We start from the raw sequence: 16,097 nt of genomic DNA on the forward strand, positions 1-16,097 counted from the left end.
GAACCGACTCTCACGGCGACCCGCGCGCCATCGGCCAAGGCATCTACGCCGGCAACAGGCCGGTGGTCACCCCGTCATGCGATTCAGCGCGGCAACAACGCAGTGGGCTGCCCCCCAACCCCCTCAGCCGGTACCCATCGCATCGAAGCGAGCGACGGGCACCCGCCGGGAAAGACACACTATTTACCCAAAGGATCTTCACTGATTCCGAACCGAGTCCATATGATGCGGAGATCAACAGGCTTGGCCAAGGGGGGACTTGGGCAGGCCTCCCAAATTCCCGTGGGGGATTCATGCGTATACGCGTTGCGGCCACCGTCATCTCCGGCGCCGTCGTTTTGTCCGCACTCGCTCTTCCGGTGACCGCCCAGGCGGCGGAGTGGACGGGTGCGGCGGCGAAGCTCGGTTCCTTCGCCTCGAAGTCCGTTCAGCCGAGAGACTCGTTGGGCAACACCAAGTTCTCGCACGCGGTCATCAACGGTAGCAAGGACATCGTCCTCGGCACCACGGGCACGAAGTCCGTCACCGTCACGTACACCGCCACGGACCAGAACGGCGTCGCCCTCACCGAGGCCTTCCTGTGGCAGGGCACCGACAGTTCGACCACGGACGGCATCACCGGCGGCCTGGGGACGGACGACGACCCCGTTTGCACGGAAACGGCGACCCAGGGCACCTACACCTGCAAGGCCGTCTTCAACATCCACCCCGCCACCGACATGAAGGACAACGGCGTGGCCGGGACCTGGAAGCTGTTCCTGGGCGCCTGGGACCTGTACGCGAACGCCAGCTACAACGACGACGTCGCCACCGTCGCGATCAAGAAGACCTCCACACTGACCGCCAACGCCACGCCCGAGCCGGTCAAGAAGGGCAAGACCATCACGGTCACGGGCAAACTCGCCCGCGCGAACTGGTCGACGGGCAAGTACGCCGGCTATGCATCCCAGCCCGCGAAGCTACAGTTCCGCAAGAAGGGCAGCAACACCTACACCACGCTCAAGACCGTCAAGACCAACAGCACCGGCGCCCTGAAGACCACCACCAAGGCCACCGTCGACGGGTACTACCGCTACGTCTTCGCGGGCACCCCCACCACCGCCGCAGCGACGGCGCCCGGCGACTTCGTCGACGTCAGGTAAGAAGTCATCTCATTTGGTGAGTCTGCGGTAGCAGATGAGGGTGCAGGCGATGCTGGTGAAGGCCAGGAAGTGGTCGGCTTTGCGTTGGTAGCGGCGGTGCAGGCGTCGGCATCCGGCGAGCCAGGACATGGCGCGTTCCATGGTCCAGCGGTGGCGGCCGAGCCGTTGCGAGGTCTCGAGGCCCCTGCGGGCGATGCGGTGCCGGATGCCTCGGCTGGATAACCATCGCCGCAGGTGGTTGGAGTCATAGCCCTTGGCGGCGTGGAGCTTGTGGGGCCTGCGCCGCCGGGGTCCCCGGCGGGAGCGGATCGGCGGTATGCCCTTCACCAGGGGGATCAGTGCCTGGCTGTCGTGCGTGTTGGCGCCCGAGATGCCGATGGACAGGGGCAGGCCGGTCCGCTCCGTGATCAAGTGGATCTTTGACCCGTACTTATCCCGGTCCACAGGATTCGGACCTGTCAGCTCCCCCTTTTCAGGGCCTGCATGTTCACCGAGTCGATCGCGCACCGCGACCAGTCCAACTCGCCACGGGATCCGAGTTCGTCGAGCACCAGGCGGTGGAGTCTGGCCCACACCCGGGCCTTCGACCACTCGGTGAAACGCCGGTGAGCCGTCGCGCCGGACGGCCCGAACGACGCGGTCGGCAACTGCTGCCACGTGCAGCCCGAGGTCGCCACGAAGACGATCGCGGCCAGCACTTCGCGGTCGCCATGCCGACGCCGGCCCCCACCTTGAGGCCGCGACGGCGCCTCCGGTACCACCCGCTGGAACAGCTCCCACAACTCATCCGGCACCAGCCGCTCAACGATCCTCGCCACGACTGGCAGCTTACCCAGCCAAATGAGATGACGTCCAAGAGGCCCTGTACTCATGCCCGCAGCCGGCGGCAACCACCCGATCGAGACTCCCGTTCGACACACCCTCAAGATCGGACCGACAACAGCCACTCAGCTGCGTTCCTGCACGAACTTCACGCGATGACCCTCAGGATCGCGCAGCCAGGCATATCGAAGACGTCCGTCCGGCGAGTCGGTCGGACCCGTCAGTGGCTCGCCCCCTGCATCGAGCGCCATCTGATGCAGACCGTCAACGTCGTTGCACCACAACACGACCTCAGTGTTTTCCCCGGGCGTCGTGGCGATGCCGAAAAGCTCGCTGCCCACACGGGCCGAGCTGAACCCGATCCGGACGCCAGCAGCCTCCACCTCGACCTGGTGCGGCTCGTCGTCGGACGGGAAGCGAAATTTCTCCGGCATCCCGAGGCTACGGAAGAACGCTGCGCATCGTTCCACGTCATCGCACCACAGGTTCACCTGAACAGCCTCGAACGCCGCCATGCGCACACACGCTACCCATCCAGTCAGCTGTTCGAACAGCACGGCCAGCAGCTCGGTACGACAACAGGTACTGAGCTGGCCGATGTGCGGCCCTCCTCGACCTCTGCGCTCAGATGGCCCCGGCGGTTGTCCAACGCCTCCTCGGCGTCAGCTCTTTCGCGGCCGAACGATCGGCCGTAGGAGCCGTCAGGAGCCGACTACGCAGCAGAGATCGCTCGGCGAACCTGACCCATGCCCCATTCAGGACCTGCACTCGTTCCCCGACAAGTTCAGCCATCGCCGGTCTCGACGCCTCCTCGCAGTCCCCACTGATCAAGGCCGGAGTAGATCAACGCGATGCGACCTCTTGGGAAGTCGAGTGACATGGCTTCCCCCGTATAGAGCGCCACCAGCGAGTCGGGCCCACTCCACCAGGTGTCGGCCAGGCCCATCACCTCGCTGACCGGCTCGTATCCGTCCAACTCGATGCCATCTACGTCATCGCCGACGAGTTTGGTCACCTGCTTTGCCCCAATGGATGCGTGGGGGCCAGTGCCAGCGATTCCACCCAGCCCTCGACGGTCGCATGGAGAGGAGCCCACCTGTCTGCGTGAATGCCAAACTCGCCAGACGGACTGATCATCAACGAGTAGGGGACTGCGGTCCGCTGTATCCCTGCTTCGAACCACCACCCTGCAGAGTCTGATTCGGGTGAGTCCGGAGCGAGGTACTTCGGGCCTCCGTCGTACTGCGTGGCTGTGACGTTGTTCAGCGGCCCCGGCAGGACGCCTTGCAGCGGCCCCAGTTGGTGAAAATCCTTTGTCTCTTGGACGTTTTCAAGTGGCCCCGGGGATCGGCCCGCGCCGGTACCACTTGAGCGGGGCGTTTTGTACTCCAGCCGTAGATCGTGATCTCGATGGTGAGGGGCGCCGAGGCCGGCGTGGATCATCTCGCCCGAGATCGCCCACGCCGTCGCGGGCGTCGGCTCCTTCTTCGTCTACCCGAGTTCACCGAGACGGAGGGCGTCCCGTATCTCGCTGAGCTTCGCGGTCGTTGCCGGGGTACGCTCGTGCGCTTGTTCAGCGAGTCGGAGGGCGTCGTCGATCTCGCTGAGCTTCGCGGAGGACAGGACGGCCTCCCGCTCTATCAGGTCGTCCCGGGACACAGTGGTCAGCCACGTGCATGGGGTGAAGCCTGGACGCGGGAACGCGAGCCGCAGCACGCCTTCGAACGGCAGTCCTTCACCGGTGCCCACCATCACTTCGATGCCAAGACCACTGATGTCGACGCCCGCCGGAGCAACGACCTGCATCACCCGGATCCCGGACGTGTCCTCTCCCGACAGCAGTACGACCAACCTCCGCTCGTCGAACTGAACCCACCAGACTTCGCCACGTTGCACAAGTCCTCCAAATACAGGACGGCAGGCAGACGCCGCGCGACCTGACGCGCTGTGGAGACGGGCGCGGCCACCGTTGATCATCGGTGTGTGAAGACAAACGATCATGCGGTGGCCGCAGGTCACAGCGTAGACCCTGCCCGCCGGCAGGAAGCGTTCGAGGGCCCGATGAGCCGGATAGCGGGACGGTTCACGCGGGTGGAATCCCGGCGCCGGGCCCGGAAGTTGGTACTCGGCCTGCTGTCCGACCTGCCGCGCAAGAACTGCTGGACCATCGCCGAGTGGGCCGGGGACAAAACCCCGGACGGCATGCAGCACCTGCTCGGGCGGGCCAAGTGGGACGCCGACCAGGTCCGCGACGACGTGCGCGCCTACAAACGATCGAGCTCGTCGGGTCAGGCCACCGGGTACGTCGTGGATGAGGTGAACATTCACCGGAGGGCGCTACCCAGTCGCCATCGGGAGAGCATGCCGCGGGCCAGTCCGCACCTTCGCCCCGGTCTATGGCCGCCCTATTCCGCACACGTGAATATCGGAACGTGCCGATACGCTGAAGTCAAGGGAAGTCAGAGGTAGCCGGCGGCGGTCGTGCCGATCGACGGAGCCGTTGCGAGTAGCTGGCACAGGGCTTCTGATGCCAGCAGGCTGGCACGCAGTTTCTCGGGTATCTGGGCGTTGGCGAGCACCGTGTGCAGGGCTTCGCGGCGTGCTGACCAACTGGCGTCCTCGGGCAGTTCGGCAAGGGGCGCCTCGAGTAGCGCGAGGACGGTGTCGCGTTCGGTCGGGCCGATCTGTCGGCCCAGGGCAGCGCGTAGATGTGGCCATCGCACGGCGAGCACCGCGAGTTTGGCGATTTGAGATTTGAACACGCCGCCGCCCGCGGCGAACCCACGGTCGATGTCATCGGCTACTTCGAGGGCATCGTCGGCCCCCTTCTACGGCTGGGCCCTGATAGTTCCCTCCCGCGTCCGCAGACGTGCACCGGCCCTGGTCGAGAACTTCCTCGCCGGCCTGGAGAACCATCGGCCCGAGCCCCCGGACGAGTCCACCGGCTCCCGATCGGGGCCTGCAGACGGATGATGGAATTAGAACGGCGGACTGTGCACGCGACTGCGGATGGCGCCTCACGGCGGCCTCGGCGGGACTCGTCCTTGGCCGGGCGGCGTCCCCCCGCAGGCCCGAGGTCAGCAGTCGCCGTAGAGCGCCGCGATGGCCGTCTCGCGGATCGCGGTTTCGGCGCTGTCCCAGGACCACCCGGCGTCGGCGACGAGGGTGCGCCAGCCGTGCGGGCCGAACCAGAGCCAGAGCAGGTCGGCGGTCTCCGCCGCCGCGTAGCGCGGGCGCGGTGTGAGGGTGTGCAGGTGGTGTGCCGTGTCGCTCATCGCCGCACGGGAGCTGCGGGTGGCCCGCTCCCACAGTGCCGCGCCGTCCTCGTGCACGGGCAGCGCCAGCCGGATCGCCTCGTGCACCGTGAACTGTGATTCGCTGCCGAAGCGGGTGCCCGTCGCCAGCGCCGCGAGGACGTCGCGCGGTGTACGCAGTTGCCGCAACTGCTCCATCGCCTCGTCGCAGCGACCCGCGATCACGCCCGCGTCGATGATGTGGTCCATGATCTCGCGCTTGCTGCCGACGCTCGCGAACACGGTCTTCGGCGAGACGCCCGCCGCGGCGGCGATGTCCGCGACCGTCACCAGCGCGTAGCCGCGTTGCCCGAACAACTCCGTCGCGGCCCGCAGGATCACCTCCCGCGTCTGCGCCGCCGCCTTCTCCCGCAGTGGGGAGGCGTAGGCGCGCTTGGTCGGCATGGCCGTCACTATACCTGCCGGACTTCATGGATATACTATCGTCCTATTCAATAGGCTCTTGCTGGAGCTAATTCGGCGAGGCATCTCGTCCACCGACCCACAACCGCGGAGTTCCCATGGGCAGCAACGCCACCGACAGCGCGCATTCCCTCTTCAGGGTCATAGAGACCGGTGACCCGGCGCTCGCCGCGGACGTCGTCCACGCCGACTTCCACAACCGGGAGGCAGTCAACTCTCCCGCCGCCTGCGCGATCCCCGGACCGGCCGGGGTGCTCGCCTCAAGTGCCTGGATGCGTTCGGCGTTCACCGACCTGCGCTTCCCCGTTCTCGACACGGGCGTCGACGACGAGCGCGGACAGGTGTTCGTCCGGGTGCGCATGCAGGGGCGGCACACCGGGCCGTTCGTGCTCTTCCGCGACGGGACGCTGGAGAGGGTCATGCCGCCGACCGGCCGCGAGTTGGACTATGAGCAGATCCACGTACTGACCGTGCGCGACGGGAAGGTGATCAGGCACGAGGCCGTCCGCGACGACATGACCATGCTCGGCCAGCTCGGCACCTTCCCGCCGACCCCTGCCCTCATCGCGCGGCTCGCCGGCTGGAAGCTCACCGGCCGCGACCGGCGCGCGGCGGCAGCCGTCTCAACGCGTGCGGCAGAGGCCGCGCAGTATGCGGAAGGCACGGGGACGGCGCGGTGAACCACTTCGGCATGACGCTGCGCGGCTGGCGCGAGCGCATGTCGCCGCAGGACAGCGGGCTGGAGGCCGGCGGGGAGCGGCGCATCCCTGGACTGCGCCGCGAAGAACTGGCCCGTCTGGCAGGTGTATCGGTCGACTACCTGGTGCTGCTGGAACAGGGCCGCGCACGCAATCCCTCGGCCCAAGTGGTCACCGCCCTGGCACGCGCACTGCGTCTCGACCCGTCCGAGCGTGACCATTTGTTTCGCTGCGCCAACCTCGAACCGCCCTCCGCCGGGAACGTCTCCAGGCGCATACCCATGAGCGTGCAGCGACTGGTACACCGGTTGGGAGCGGTCCCCGCCGGGGTCTTCGCCGCTGACTGGACCATCATCGGCTGGAACAGGATGTGGACGGCCACGGTCGGCGATCCCCGCACGTACGGCTGGGAAGCGGACAATCTCGTCGCAGGGATGTTCCAGACGAGAGCCAGCCGAGACCGGGACCCGAATGCGGCATGGCCCGTTCGGACATGGAGAGGCAGTGATTCCGAGGTGGAGGACCTCGTCGCCGACCTGCGCGTGACAGCGGCCGCCCATCCCCGCGATGCACGACTCTCCTCACTCGTCGAAGGCCTGCTTCGACGGGAACCGGCGTTCGCCCGACTGTGGTTCAACGGCACGGCCGGCCCCTGGACCGGCGACCGCAAGACCATCGAACATCCAACGTTGGGTGCCATCACCATCGACGTCGACGTTCTGATGCCTGCCGGCACCAACCTCAAGGTTCTCACGTGTACGACTGCGGCCGAGACCACCGACGCAGAGAAGATGGACGCTCTGCGTGCGGCCTGGCATCTGGAGGGAAAGGGGCTGGACGTCTCGCCCGAGGACTGTGACCCGGGCTGCCGCCTGCATCATCTGTCGGTCGAGTACGGAGTGAACCAGCAGACACTGCGCACGTGGGTGGGTGCGCCGTTCCGAGCAGGAGGACGCGACGGTCGGTGGGCTGAGAGCCCAGGCTGATATGGGCGCGCACGGAGGAGGCGTCGGCCCACAGGTCGCGGCAGAGGGCACCGACGAGATAGGAACACTCCGCCTCATTCGCAGGGAAGCACACGGCAGCGGGGGAGAGAGGGTGCTGCGTGCTGTGGGGACCACGCAGTGGGGTTTGCCGGTCCGACGTTCCCGAGAGGTTCTGGAAGATCTCTGAGAGTCGGCGGTGGAACCACGCAGGTCGCAGGCCACACACGGTCGAGATGTCGGCCCGTTTCTCAGGAAGATCCCAGAACCTTGATCGCGATCAGCCTTGTCGCTCTCCCGGCCACGTCGTCGCCGAGGTCGGCCTGTGGGTGGCACCGGCGGTGAGGCGCAGGTCCATGGGGCGTGTCGAACACGGACAAAGCCCTGTCGACCTTGCATTGACGCTCGAACACAGGGGTGTAAACCTCGGCACGTGCAGGTGACGATTCGAGAAGTTGCGAAGGTGGCCGGGGTTTCCCCGTCCACGGTGTCCCGGGCGCTGACGCCGGACGGAACCATCAGTGCGGCGACCCGGGAGAGGGTCCAGGCCGCCGCCGACCGGCTCGGCTACCAGCTGTCGAAGACCTTCTTGTCGGCCGGAGTCAGCCCGTGCCCGTGATGAGAGCTCCTGCCGACGGCCAGGGCGAGGAACAAGCCCACGTCTTCGGTGTCGAACATCGCGTTCTTCCAGGGGAGTTGAACGTGCCGCCCTCGGCAGTGGTGTCGTACGCGCGCATCCACGTTATGCAGACCTGCCGCCCGCGAGCTGTCCGGCGTTGCGCCGGACCGAGTGGTGGCCGGACCTCACATCAGCGTTTCCGACGGCACCTCCCGGGCCCGGCGACACCACCCCCCAGGTCATGCCTTCGACAGGGGGACACAGTCATGCCGGGCCCGGAGGCCAGCGGCCCTCTTGCAGGACCGCGGAAAACGTAACGAGGGCGGGCCCCTGCGGGGGAGGTCAGTCGACGGTGAGGACGAGCTTTCCGCGGCTGTGGCCGGCGTCGCTGGCCTGCTGCGCCTTGGCCGCGTCGGCAAGCGGGTAGGTTGCGCCGACCGTGGTCATCAGTGTGCCGTCGGCGGCCTGCCGGGCCAGTTCGGCCAGCCGGGTGGCCGAGCGCCGCGCCGGGCCCTCGGCGAAGACGACACCGAGTTCGCGGGCGCGGAAGTCGGCGGTGGTGACGATCCGGTCGGTGCCGCCGCGCAGGGTGATGGAGTCCTCCAGCGCGCCCTTGCCCGCGGCGTCGAGCACCGCGTCCACGCCGCCTGGGGCGAGCGCACGCACCCGCTCGACCAGGCCCTCGCCGTAGACCAGCGCGGTGGCGCCGAGCGAGGTCACGTACTCCTGGTTGGCCGGGCCGGCGGTGCCGATGACGCGGGCACCGCGGGCGACGGCGAGCTGGACGGCGATGGTGCCCAGCGCGCCGGACGCGCCGTGGATCAGCAGGGTCTCGCCGGTTTTGATGTCGAGCAGGTCCAGGACGCGGTCGGCGCCGTCGCTCGCTACGGGCAGGGCGGCCGCGTGCGTCCAGTCCAGGCCGGCCGGCTTGGGGGCGAGGGTGATCGCAGTGGCCAGCGCGTACTGGGCGTAGGCGCCGGTGTCGGACCAGCCCAGCACTTCGTCGCCCACCTTCAGATGGTCGACGCCCTCGCCGACGGCGTCGACGATCCCGGCGATCTCCCCGCCGGGGACGGCGGGCAGGGTGGTGGGGAAGATGGCTTCCATGATCCCGGAGCGGATCTTGCCGTCCACCGGGTTGACGCCGACAGCCTGTACACGCACGCGGACCTGGCCGGAGCCGGGCTCGGGGACCTCGGTCTGCGCCTCGTGCAGGACCTCGGTGCCGCCGAACGTGTCGAAAACGATGGCCTTCATCACTGTGACTCCTTCGATGAGTTGATCCGGCGAAACCAAGTAGGTGGCTAGACACCGAAAATGTGACGCCGGTCTTGTGGCTAACCAAATAACTGTTGGATGGGCTCGTTCGCGGGCTGGAGCCGCAGAACTTCGGGCCGCCTGCCCGCGCCCGGCGCTGTTCAGCAGCGTCGGGGCCTGATCAGGGGCTGCCAGTCACTGTCTGTGCAGCTCCAGCACGCCCACCTCGGGATGCTGGCAGCGCTCGGAGGCAATGAGTGGGTTCACCTCGTGCATCCGTGGGACCAGGACGTGCGTCAGTGCTGTGGCAATCTTTCCGGCCCTGCCGCGGGTGTCGTGCAGGGGACCTGGGGGTCGGGTCCGAGTTGATCGTCGGGGCTGGAGTCCGTGGCAGGCGGGAATCGAGGACGGGTTCCTACGAGTTCAGCACGGCTGGAACGACCGGGCTGGGACTCCGGTGCCGCTGCTTCGGGCCGTCACTCGGCCCGAAGCAGCGGCTGCTCGCTGTTGTCCTTTGTTTCGATGACGTGGACGCACCGGTCGAGGGCGGCCACCATGTAGCGGCGCCAGAGCGGGGCGAAGGGACCGGCCAGGATCCAGCGGCGGCCGGGCAGCGGCTTGAACTCGTAGGTCCAGCGGATGAGTGTGCCGTCACCGTCGGGGTTGACGTTGAACTCGCCCCGGATGCCGGCCGCGAGGCGGGAGAGGACATTGGTGAAGCCGGTCAGCTGGTAGGCGAAGCTGGAGCCCAGTACGTACTCGGTGAGTTCTTCGTTGGCCTGGGAACCGTCGTCGAACTGCGGGTTTCTTCGCGCTCCCGCGTGGTCCCATGCCTCGGTCTGGTTCTTCACGCTGCTTATGCCAGGGAACGGGGCCACCGGGCGGAAGACGGTGGGGAGGTCGATGGGCACCAGGATGCGGAAGGCGTCCTGGGGTGCCGTGTGGGTCCGCTGCTGGACGGTGATGGTGACGGTCTTGTCGGCTGGGCCGATGAGGAGTGTGGTCATGGTTCAGCTCTCCGTGGTGGTGGGGAGGGTGGGGTAGTCGGTGTAGCCGCGGTGGTCGCCGCCGTAGAAGGCGGCGGGGTCGGGCTCGTTGAGCGGGACGCCCGTGCGGAGGCGGTGGGGCAGGTCGGGGTTGGCCAGTGCCGTGGCGCCGACCGGCGACGGGCGTGTGGTGGTGCGGGGCGTTGTCCGGGTGGGAGATACCGCCGGTGTGCATCAGCTGGACCACGATGCGCCCGGCCTCGGCGTGGACGGCGTCGGTGGCCTTGTGCCGGCCGGCGATGTGCGCGTCAGTGTGGATTCCCGGCGTCAGCAGGTAACCCTGACCGTCTTCGGACGGCTGGGTGCCCTCGGTGATGGTCAGGGCCATGGAGGCCCGCTGCCGGTAGTACTCGACATTGAGCTCGCTGGCAGGCCGTCCGCCAGGGAGCGGTCACGGCTCATGGGCGCCATGAAGAGCCGGTGCGGCAGCTTCATGGCACCGATGGTGACAGGGGGTCCAGACAGTCATGGGGAGCGCTTTCTGCTGCAGGGGGACCGGAGGCCGCCGAAGGGGGAGGGCTAGAGGGAGGCGAGCGCGCGTACGCGGTCGGCGACGGCCCGGCGGGCGATGTCGATGTCGAAGGCGATGGAGTCGAACTCGTGCGGGACACCGGGGTGAAGATGGAACTCCACGGGTACGCCGGCGCGGCTGAGTTTGAGGGCGTAGGCGAGGTCCTCGTCGCGGAAGGCGTCGAGCTGGCCGACCTCGATGTAGGCGGGAGGCAGACCGGTCGCGTCCTTGAGGCGGGCCGGGGCGGCCGTGGCGGGTACGTCGGGTCCGCCCGCAGCGTCGCCGAGCAGGGCCGGCCAGGCGGTGCGGCTGTCGTCGTAGGACCACAGCAGGTAGGGCTCGATGTGCGGGTCGGGCGTGGTGGTGCGGTCGTCGAGCATCGGCATGAGCAGGATCTGCCGGGCGATCACCGGGCCGCCGCGCTCCCGGGCGAGGATCGACAGCGCCGCGGCCAGTCCGCCTCCGGCGCTGTCGCCCATCACACCGATCCGCGCAGGGTCGACACCCAGCTCGCCGGCGTGCTCGTGCAGCCAGCGCAGGGCGGTGTACCCGTCCTCGACCGGTGTGGGGAAGGGGTGTTCGGGGGCCCGGCGGTACTCGACCGACAGCATCGGCACCCCGCTCGCGGAGACGTAGCGGGATATGGGGCCGTCGAACAGATCGATGTGGCCGAAGATGTAACCGCCGCCGTGGAAGAACAACGCGGCCGGACCGCTGGGGGCGCCCGTCTTGGCGTACCAGCGCATGGTGATCTTCGTGCCGTCGTCCGCGGTCGCGTAGTACTCGGTGGTCGTGACGTCGGCCGGGACCGGCTGGGCCGCCGAAGCGGCACCGATGATCGGTTCCCACATGGCGCGGCGCGCGCCGACGTCGCCGACCGGCGGAGGGGTGGCACCCGCCATGGACTCGGCCATGGGGGCGAACACCTGGGCGAACTCGGGGTCGAAACTGAGTGACATGACTGTCCTGCCTTCATGGCTGGTTTGGTCTGATCTGGTCATTCGTGGAATCAGCGGGCCCAGAAGTTCCGGGTTCGGCAGGCGAGGGTTTGCCGTTGGGCGGCTCAGCAGACCTGACCCTCTGGAATCCCGCGCCGGCTCGGCCGCCAATCAGGAGACGCGACACGCTCCACGCAATGTGCTTCAGTTTTGAAGCGTTTGGTAAGGACACTCCGGTTTCGAAGCGGCATCACAGGGTGAGAGGGCGGCGACTGCCGCTAGGGACCGACAGCGAACAGCATCTGCAGCTTGCCCCGGCTGGGGGAGCCGGGCGTGGCGGTGAAGACCAGCAGCTGCTGGCACTGCTCGGGATCTATCAGCATCTCGGAGTAGAGCTCCAGTTCCCCCAGCTCGGGGTGCAGGTAGCGCTTGAGGTCGTGGTGATGGGTTACCCCCACCTCGTGCAACCGCCAGATCTCCGCGAACTCGGGACTGACCTCGAGCAGGGCCGCGACGATCTCACCGGCCCTACCCGTTGGATCGGCCGTGTAGGCGTCCCGGATCTCCGCGGCGAAAACCCTGCCCCGCAGCGAATGGTCCTCCACCGGATACAGGCCGCGGACCTGCGGGTCATGGGTGAACCAGCGGTAGACCAGGTACCGGGACAGACCCGAGTAGCGGGTGAAGTCACCGAGCAGCGCAACCGCCGGAGGTGTCTGCAGGAGCGCCTCACCGAACCGCGACATCAACATCGCCGGAACATTCCGGAGGCCGCCGACGATCCGCATCATGGTGGGACCGACATGATCATCTCGTATGATCCGCTGGGGTGCAGGGATGCCGCCGAGGGTGAAGAGGTGGTCGCGCTCGTTCAGGTTGAGCCGCATCGCCCGGGCGATCGCAACGAGCATCCGCTCCGAGGGCGCCGGACCACGCTGCTGCTCGATACGGCTGTAGTAGTCGGCTGACATACCGGCCAGCGCCGCCACCTCCTCGCGCCGCAGCCCGCCGGTGCGGCGCCGCTGTCCGCGAGGAAGCCCGACATCCTCCGGCTGCAACACCTCACGACGCGCGCGAAGAAAATCCGCCAGCAACACCCGGTCCATCGTCCGACCTCCTCTGTTCGACACACCCATCCTGGCGCGGACGGAAGAGCGGATGAAGGGCCACTTCATCAGGGGACGAGTTGTCCGTGGCTGGGCGACAGCGGTGCACAGGGACAGCCGGACGGCCCTCATCCGCCCCCGGGCGGCATGCCTCATGCCGAACTCGGCCCAGCCTGCTGGAGGGCGGACAGGTAGGACTGGACGCCTATGGCCATGGTCGGCACGTGCTCGCGCATCAGCCGCTGGAAGTGGGGTGCGGTCGTGGAACGGTGGTCCACGGTGAACTCCCCGGCCAGGGAGAACCAGGTGATCGGGGAGGCGCCGGCCTGCATCATGCGCTCGACCGCGACGGCGTGGGTTTCGGCTGTCAGGCTCGCTGTGGCGTCCACGACCAGGTAGACCTCGTAGTCCTCGCGCAGCGCGCCCAGCACGGTCTGCAGGACGCATCCCTCGGTGGACACGCCCGCGATGGCGAGCTTGCGGCGCCCGGTCTCGCGTACGGCTCGTGCGAAGTCCGCGTCCAGAAAGCCGTTGAAGTTGCCGCCCCGTTCGATCACGGGGTGGTCCCCGATCGTTTCCTTCAGTTGCGGGTAGAGCGGTCCGGACGGCTTGTCGGGCCGGCCGTTGGTCACTACCAGGCCGCTTTCGTACCGCAGGGCTGTCTTTGCCAGTCCGACCACGTTGTTGATGTGCTCCGCCGTGTCGTGCGACCGCAGCACGTTGGCGAAACCGACGGCGTGGTCCACCAGGACGATTGTGGTGTTCTCGGGGGTCAGTGGTTCGAGGTTCACGAGGTGCTCCGATGGCTGGCGACGGTACTGATGACCGTCGCGGCATGAGTGGAATCAACGTTGTCGATGACCGCTGTGCGCCGGGTCGGCGAGTGCGGAGAACCGGATCAGAGAACGACGGGATCCTGATGCCAGTGAGGCGGCCATCTTGGAGGCCGGACGCTCCGCGTTCGCCGAACGCGGTGACAGCCGCGCCATCATCCGGGAGATCGCCCGGCGGGCCGGCGTCGCCTGCGGCCTGGCGATGTGGAACTGTCCGTCGAAGGAACAGCTGGTCATCGTCTCGATGACCAGAGCCGCCCGGCCTGTACGAGCGTCCCAGGGCTGCGTCGCGCGCAGGGAGCAAGCCGGCGGCAGCACCCTGTGAAGGGCGATGCTGCCTAGGCGAGCGCGGCGGGGGGAAAGACGATGGCCTTTCCGGAGAGCGGGCCCGCGGCGGCTTCGGCATGCAGAGCCGGCAGGTCGGCCAGTGGCACCCGCCTGGCGATGTCGACGCGCAGCTTGCCGGAGTCGACCAGTGCCACCAGCTGCGCCAGCTGGGCTGCGTCGCTGTTGACGAAGAGGTTGATACCACGCACGCCACGTTCCTCGTCGGACGGAGCGGACATCCACACCGTCGTGTTCACCACGACACCGCCGTCGCGGACCACACCGGCCAGCGCGGCCAGCTGCGCCGGATCGACCGGCGCGAGGTTGAGCACGACGTCGACCGGCTCAGCCAGTTCGGGAAGGCCGTGACCGAGAACGTCATCGGCGCCAGCCGCCTTGACACGCTCGCTGCTGCGCGGCCCGGCCGTGGCGATCACATGGGCGCCGGCGTGCTTGGCCAGCTGCACGGCGTAGCCGCCGACCGAGCCGCCCGCGCCGTTGATCAGCACGCGCTGGCCGGCGGTCAGCTTGGCGTGGTCGAAGAGGGCCTGCCAGGCGGTGAGGCCGACCAGCGGCAGCCCGCCGGCATCGGCCAGCGGAATGCTCGTGGGCGCCGGCGTCAGGATCCCCAGTCGGTGCGAGGACGTATTCCGCGGCCGCGCCGGCGCCGGTCATCGGCAGGAATCCGACAACCCGGTCACCGACCTCGACGCCGTCCGGGTCCTCGCCCAGCGCGTCGACCGTGCCGGCGACGTCGATGCCGGGGGTGTGAGGCAGAGCCACCGGGATGGGGCCCTGCATGAAGCCGGCACGGATGTTGCCGTCGACCGGGTTGAACGATGTCGCGGCCACCCGGATCCGGACCTCTCCGATGCCGGGGACCGGCTGTTCCACCTCCTCATAGCGCAGGACGTCCGGGGTGCCGTACTTGTGGAAACGCACTGCCTTCATCGGGGCTCTCCTTTGTGGATACCCCCGGCTTCAGCCGGGGGAGGAAACGAAGCTCCTGCGCAGCAGGGCAGGGAAAGCCGGTTCGCCGTCAGAGCGCACCGGCGTGCGTCGTCCACCGGCCGACACTCGCCACTCACACGGGAACTGATAGAACGTGAGGTATGGCGCGGCAGGTCAAGCGGGCGTTCAAGTACCGCTTTTACCCCACAGGCGAGCAGGCGGCGGAGCTGTCGCGCACGTTCGGCTGCGTCCGCCTGGTCTACAACAAGGCGCTGGAAGAGCGCACACGGGCCTGGTACACAGAGCAGCGCCGCATCCCCTACGTGCAGTCCTCCACCGCACTCACACAGTGGAAGAAGACCGGGGAGCTGGCCTTCCTGACGGAGGTGTCCTCGGTCCCGCTCCAGCAGGCGCTGCGCCATCTCCAGACGGCGTTCGGGAACTTCTTCGCCCAGCGGGCGAAGTATCCGCGCTTCAAGTCCCGCAAGAAATCCCGCGCGTCGGCCGAGTACACCCGCTCGGCCTTCACGTGGCGCGAGGGACGGCTGACGCTGGCGAAGATGGCCGGCCCCCTGGACATCCGCTGGTCGCGTCCGCTCCCGGAGGGCAGCGAGCCGACCACGGTGACGGTGTCCCGTGACAGTGCGGGACGCTGGTTCGTGTCGCTGCTGTGCGACGACGGCATTACCCCGGCTCCGGCCACGAAGAACGCGGTCGGCATCGACGCCGGCATCACCTCCCTGGTGACCCTGTCCACCGGCGAGAAGGTCGCCAACCCCCGGCACGAGCGGCGCGACCGCGCCCGGCTGGCCCGTGAGCAGCGGGAGCTGTCGCGGAAGGCGAAGGACTCCGCGAACCGCGACAAAGCCCGTCGCAGGGTTGCCAGGGTCCATGCGCGGATCGCCGACCGGCGCCGCGACCACCTGCACAAGCTGTCGACTCGGCTCGTCCGTGAGAACCAAACGGTCGTGATCGAGGACCTCACCGTCCGCAACCTGCTCAAGAATCACACGTTGGCGCGCGCCATCTCGGATGTGTCGTGGAGGCAACTGAGGTCGATGCTGGAGTACAAGTGCGCCTGGTATGGGCGTGAACTCGTCGTGATCGACCGCTTCTTCCCCAGCAGCAAGCTGTGCGGGAACTGCGGC

General features: G+C 67.9%; 17 protein-coding genes and 4 pseudogenes. 7 read left to right on the forward strand and 14 right to left on the reverse strand.

Annotated features, from left to right (window positions below; translation table 11 throughout):
- Positions 1 to 293 precede the first annotated feature (293 nt).
- Positions 294 to 1,142: a hypothetical protein gene (locus M2283_RS42165; RefSeq protein WP_280881874.1), complete on the forward strand. Its 849-nt coding sequence runs from the start codon at positions 294 to 296 to the stop codon at positions 1,140 to 1,142.
- Positions 1,143 to 1,151: 9 nt separating this feature from the next.
- On the opposite strand, the gene M2283_RS42170 is transcribed toward M2283_RS42165, so the two are convergent.
- The 4 genes from M2283_RS42170 to M2283_RS42185 form a co-directional block, all read right to left on the reverse strand.
- Positions 1,152 to 1,951, reverse strand: a protein-coding gene (locus M2283_RS42170) for an IS5 family transposase (RefSeq protein ID WP_280881893.1) whose coding sequence is annotated in 2 segments (ribosomal slippage) — positions 1,152 to 1,613 and positions 1,616 to 1,951 — 798 coding nt in all. Because the reading frame shifts where the segments join, the coding sequence is not laid out codon by codon here.
- Positions 1,952 to 2,089: 138 nt separating this feature from the next.
- Positions 2,090 to 2,479, reverse strand: coding sequence for a VOC family protein (locus M2283_RS42175; protein WP_280881875.1), 390 nt, complete (start codon positions 2,477 to 2,479; stop codon positions 2,090 to 2,092).
- Between the two features lie 269 nt (positions 2,480 to 2,748).
- On the reverse strand, positions 2,749 to 2,979 hold the full coding sequence (locus tag M2283_RS42180; RefSeq protein ID WP_280881876.1) for a hypothetical protein: 231 nt from the start codon (positions 2,977 to 2,979) through the stop codon (positions 2,749 to 2,751).
- A 476-nt stretch (positions 2,980 to 3,455) separates the two neighbouring features.
- On the reverse strand, positions 3,456 to 3,860 hold the full coding sequence (locus tag M2283_RS42185; RefSeq protein ID WP_280881877.1) for a type II toxin-antitoxin system PemK/MazF family toxin: 405 nt from the start codon (positions 3,858 to 3,860) through the stop codon (positions 3,456 to 3,458).
- 165 nt (positions 3,861 to 4,025) lie between these two features.
- On the opposite strand from M2283_RS42185, the pseudogene M2283_RS52060 reads away from it, so the two are divergent.
- Positions 4,026 to 4,280 (forward strand): annotated as a pseudogene (locus M2283_RS52060) (transposase); the annotation flags it as partial.
- 143 nt (positions 4,281 to 4,423) lie between these two features.
- Here M2283_RS52060 and M2283_RS42195 read toward each other — a convergent pair.
- Both M2283_RS42195 and M2283_RS42200 read right to left on the reverse strand, forming a co-directional pair.
- Positions 4,424 to 4,726 carry a hypothetical protein gene (locus tag M2283_RS42195; RefSeq protein WP_280881878.1) on the reverse strand — a complete coding sequence of 101 codons (303 nt, stop codon included), beginning with the start codon at positions 4,724 to 4,726 and terminating at the stop codon, positions 4,424 to 4,426.
- A 315-nt stretch (positions 4,727 to 5,041) separates the two neighbouring features.
- Positions 5,042 to 5,662 carry a TetR/AcrR family transcriptional regulator gene (locus M2283_RS42200; protein WP_280881879.1) on the reverse strand — a complete coding sequence of 207 codons (621 nt, stop codon included), beginning with the start codon at positions 5,660 to 5,662 and terminating at the stop codon, positions 5,042 to 5,044.
- A 116-nt stretch (positions 5,663 to 5,778) separates the two neighbouring features.
- Here M2283_RS42200 and M2283_RS42205 point away from each other — a divergent pair, with 116 nt between their 5' ends.
- The 3 genes from M2283_RS42205 to M2283_RS42215 all read left to right on the forward strand — a co-directional run bounded on the left by M2283_RS42205 (position 5,779) and on the right by M2283_RS42215 (position 7,980).
- Positions 5,779 to 6,360, forward strand: coding sequence for an ester cyclase (locus tag M2283_RS42205; protein WP_280881880.1), 582 nt, complete (start codon positions 5,779 to 5,781; stop codon positions 6,358 to 6,360).
- Positions 6,357 to 7,364: a helix-turn-helix transcriptional regulator gene (locus M2283_RS42210; protein WP_280881881.1), complete on the forward strand. Its 1,008-nt coding sequence runs from the start codon at positions 6,357 to 6,359 to the stop codon at positions 7,362 to 7,364. The genes M2283_RS42205 and M2283_RS42210 overlap by 4 nt, the downstream gene beginning before the upstream one ends.
- 484 nt (positions 7,365 to 7,848) lie before the next feature.
- The gene (locus M2283_RS42215; protein WP_280881895.1) at positions 7,849 to 7,980 is read left to right on the forward strand and encodes a helix-turn-helix domain-containing protein; all 132 of its coding nucleotides are present in this window, start codon (positions 7,849 to 7,851) and stop codon (positions 7,978 to 7,980) included.
- Between the two features lie 342 nt (positions 7,981 to 8,322).
- Here the strand turns inward: M2283_RS42215 and M2283_RS42220 are convergent, their stop codons facing one another.
- From M2283_RS42220 to M2283_RS42245, 7 genes and pseudogenes are all read right to left on the reverse strand, one after another.
- The gene (locus M2283_RS42220; protein ID WP_280881882.1) at positions 8,323 to 9,237 is read right to left on the reverse strand and encodes an NADP-dependent oxidoreductase; all 915 of its coding nucleotides are present in this window, start codon (positions 9,235 to 9,237) and stop codon (positions 8,323 to 8,325) included.
- 476 nt (positions 9,238 to 9,713) lie between these two features.
- Entirely contained in the window at positions 9,714 to 10,244 is a 531-nt protein-coding gene (locus M2283_RS42225) for an SRPBCC family protein (RefSeq protein WP_280881883.1), read from the reverse strand.
- 3 nt (positions 10,245 to 10,247) lie between these two features.
- A pseudogene (locus M2283_RS52065) lies at positions 10,248 to 10,394 on the reverse strand (alkene reductase); the annotation flags it as partial.
- Positions 10,395 to 10,464: 70 nt separating this feature from the next.
- A pseudogene (locus M2283_RS42230) lies at positions 10,465 to 10,611 on the reverse strand (alkene reductase); the annotation flags it as partial.
- 191 nt (positions 10,612 to 10,802) lie between these two features.
- Positions 10,803 to 11,753 (reverse strand): alpha/beta hydrolase, encoded by a 951-nt coding sequence (locus M2283_RS42235; RefSeq protein ID WP_280881884.1) that lies wholly within the window; start codon positions 11,751 to 11,753, stop codon positions 10,803 to 10,805.
- Between the two features lie 257 nt (positions 11,754 to 12,010).
- The gene (locus M2283_RS42240; protein WP_280881885.1) at positions 12,011 to 12,838 is read right to left on the reverse strand and encodes a helix-turn-helix transcriptional regulator; all 828 of its coding nucleotides are present in this window, start codon (positions 12,836 to 12,838) and stop codon (positions 12,011 to 12,013) included.
- A gap of 152 nt (positions 12,839 to 12,990) precedes the next feature.
- A complete protein-coding gene (locus M2283_RS42245) occupies positions 12,991 to 13,629 on the reverse strand; it encodes an isochorismatase family protein (RefSeq protein ID WP_280881886.1) in 639 nt (212 codons plus the stop codon).
- Positions 13,630 to 13,777: 148 nt separating this feature from the next.
- On the opposite strand from M2283_RS42245, the gene M2283_RS42250 reads away from it, so the two are divergent.
- A complete protein-coding gene (locus M2283_RS42250; protein WP_280881887.1) occupies positions 13,778 to 13,996 on the forward strand; it encodes a TetR family transcriptional regulator in 219 nt (72 codons plus the stop codon).
- 13 nt (positions 13,997 to 14,009) lie between these two features.
- Here the strand turns inward: M2283_RS42250 and M2283_RS42255 are convergent.
- Positions 14,010 to 14,949, reverse strand: a pseudogene (locus M2283_RS42255) (NADP-dependent oxidoreductase).
- 161 nt (positions 14,950 to 15,110) lie between these two features.
- Here M2283_RS42255 and M2283_RS42260 point away from each other — a divergent pair.
- Positions 15,111 to 16,097, forward strand: a 987-nt coding sequence (locus M2283_RS42260) for an RNA-guided endonuclease InsQ/TnpB family protein (RefSeq protein ID WP_280881888.1), incomplete at its 3' end; no start/stop codon positions are given.

Source organism: Streptomyces pseudovenezuelae (assembly GCF_029892565.1).
GTDB classification, from domain to species: domain Bacteria; phylum Actinomycetota; class Actinomycetes; order Streptomycetales; family Streptomycetaceae; genus Streptomyces; species Streptomyces pseudovenezuelae_A.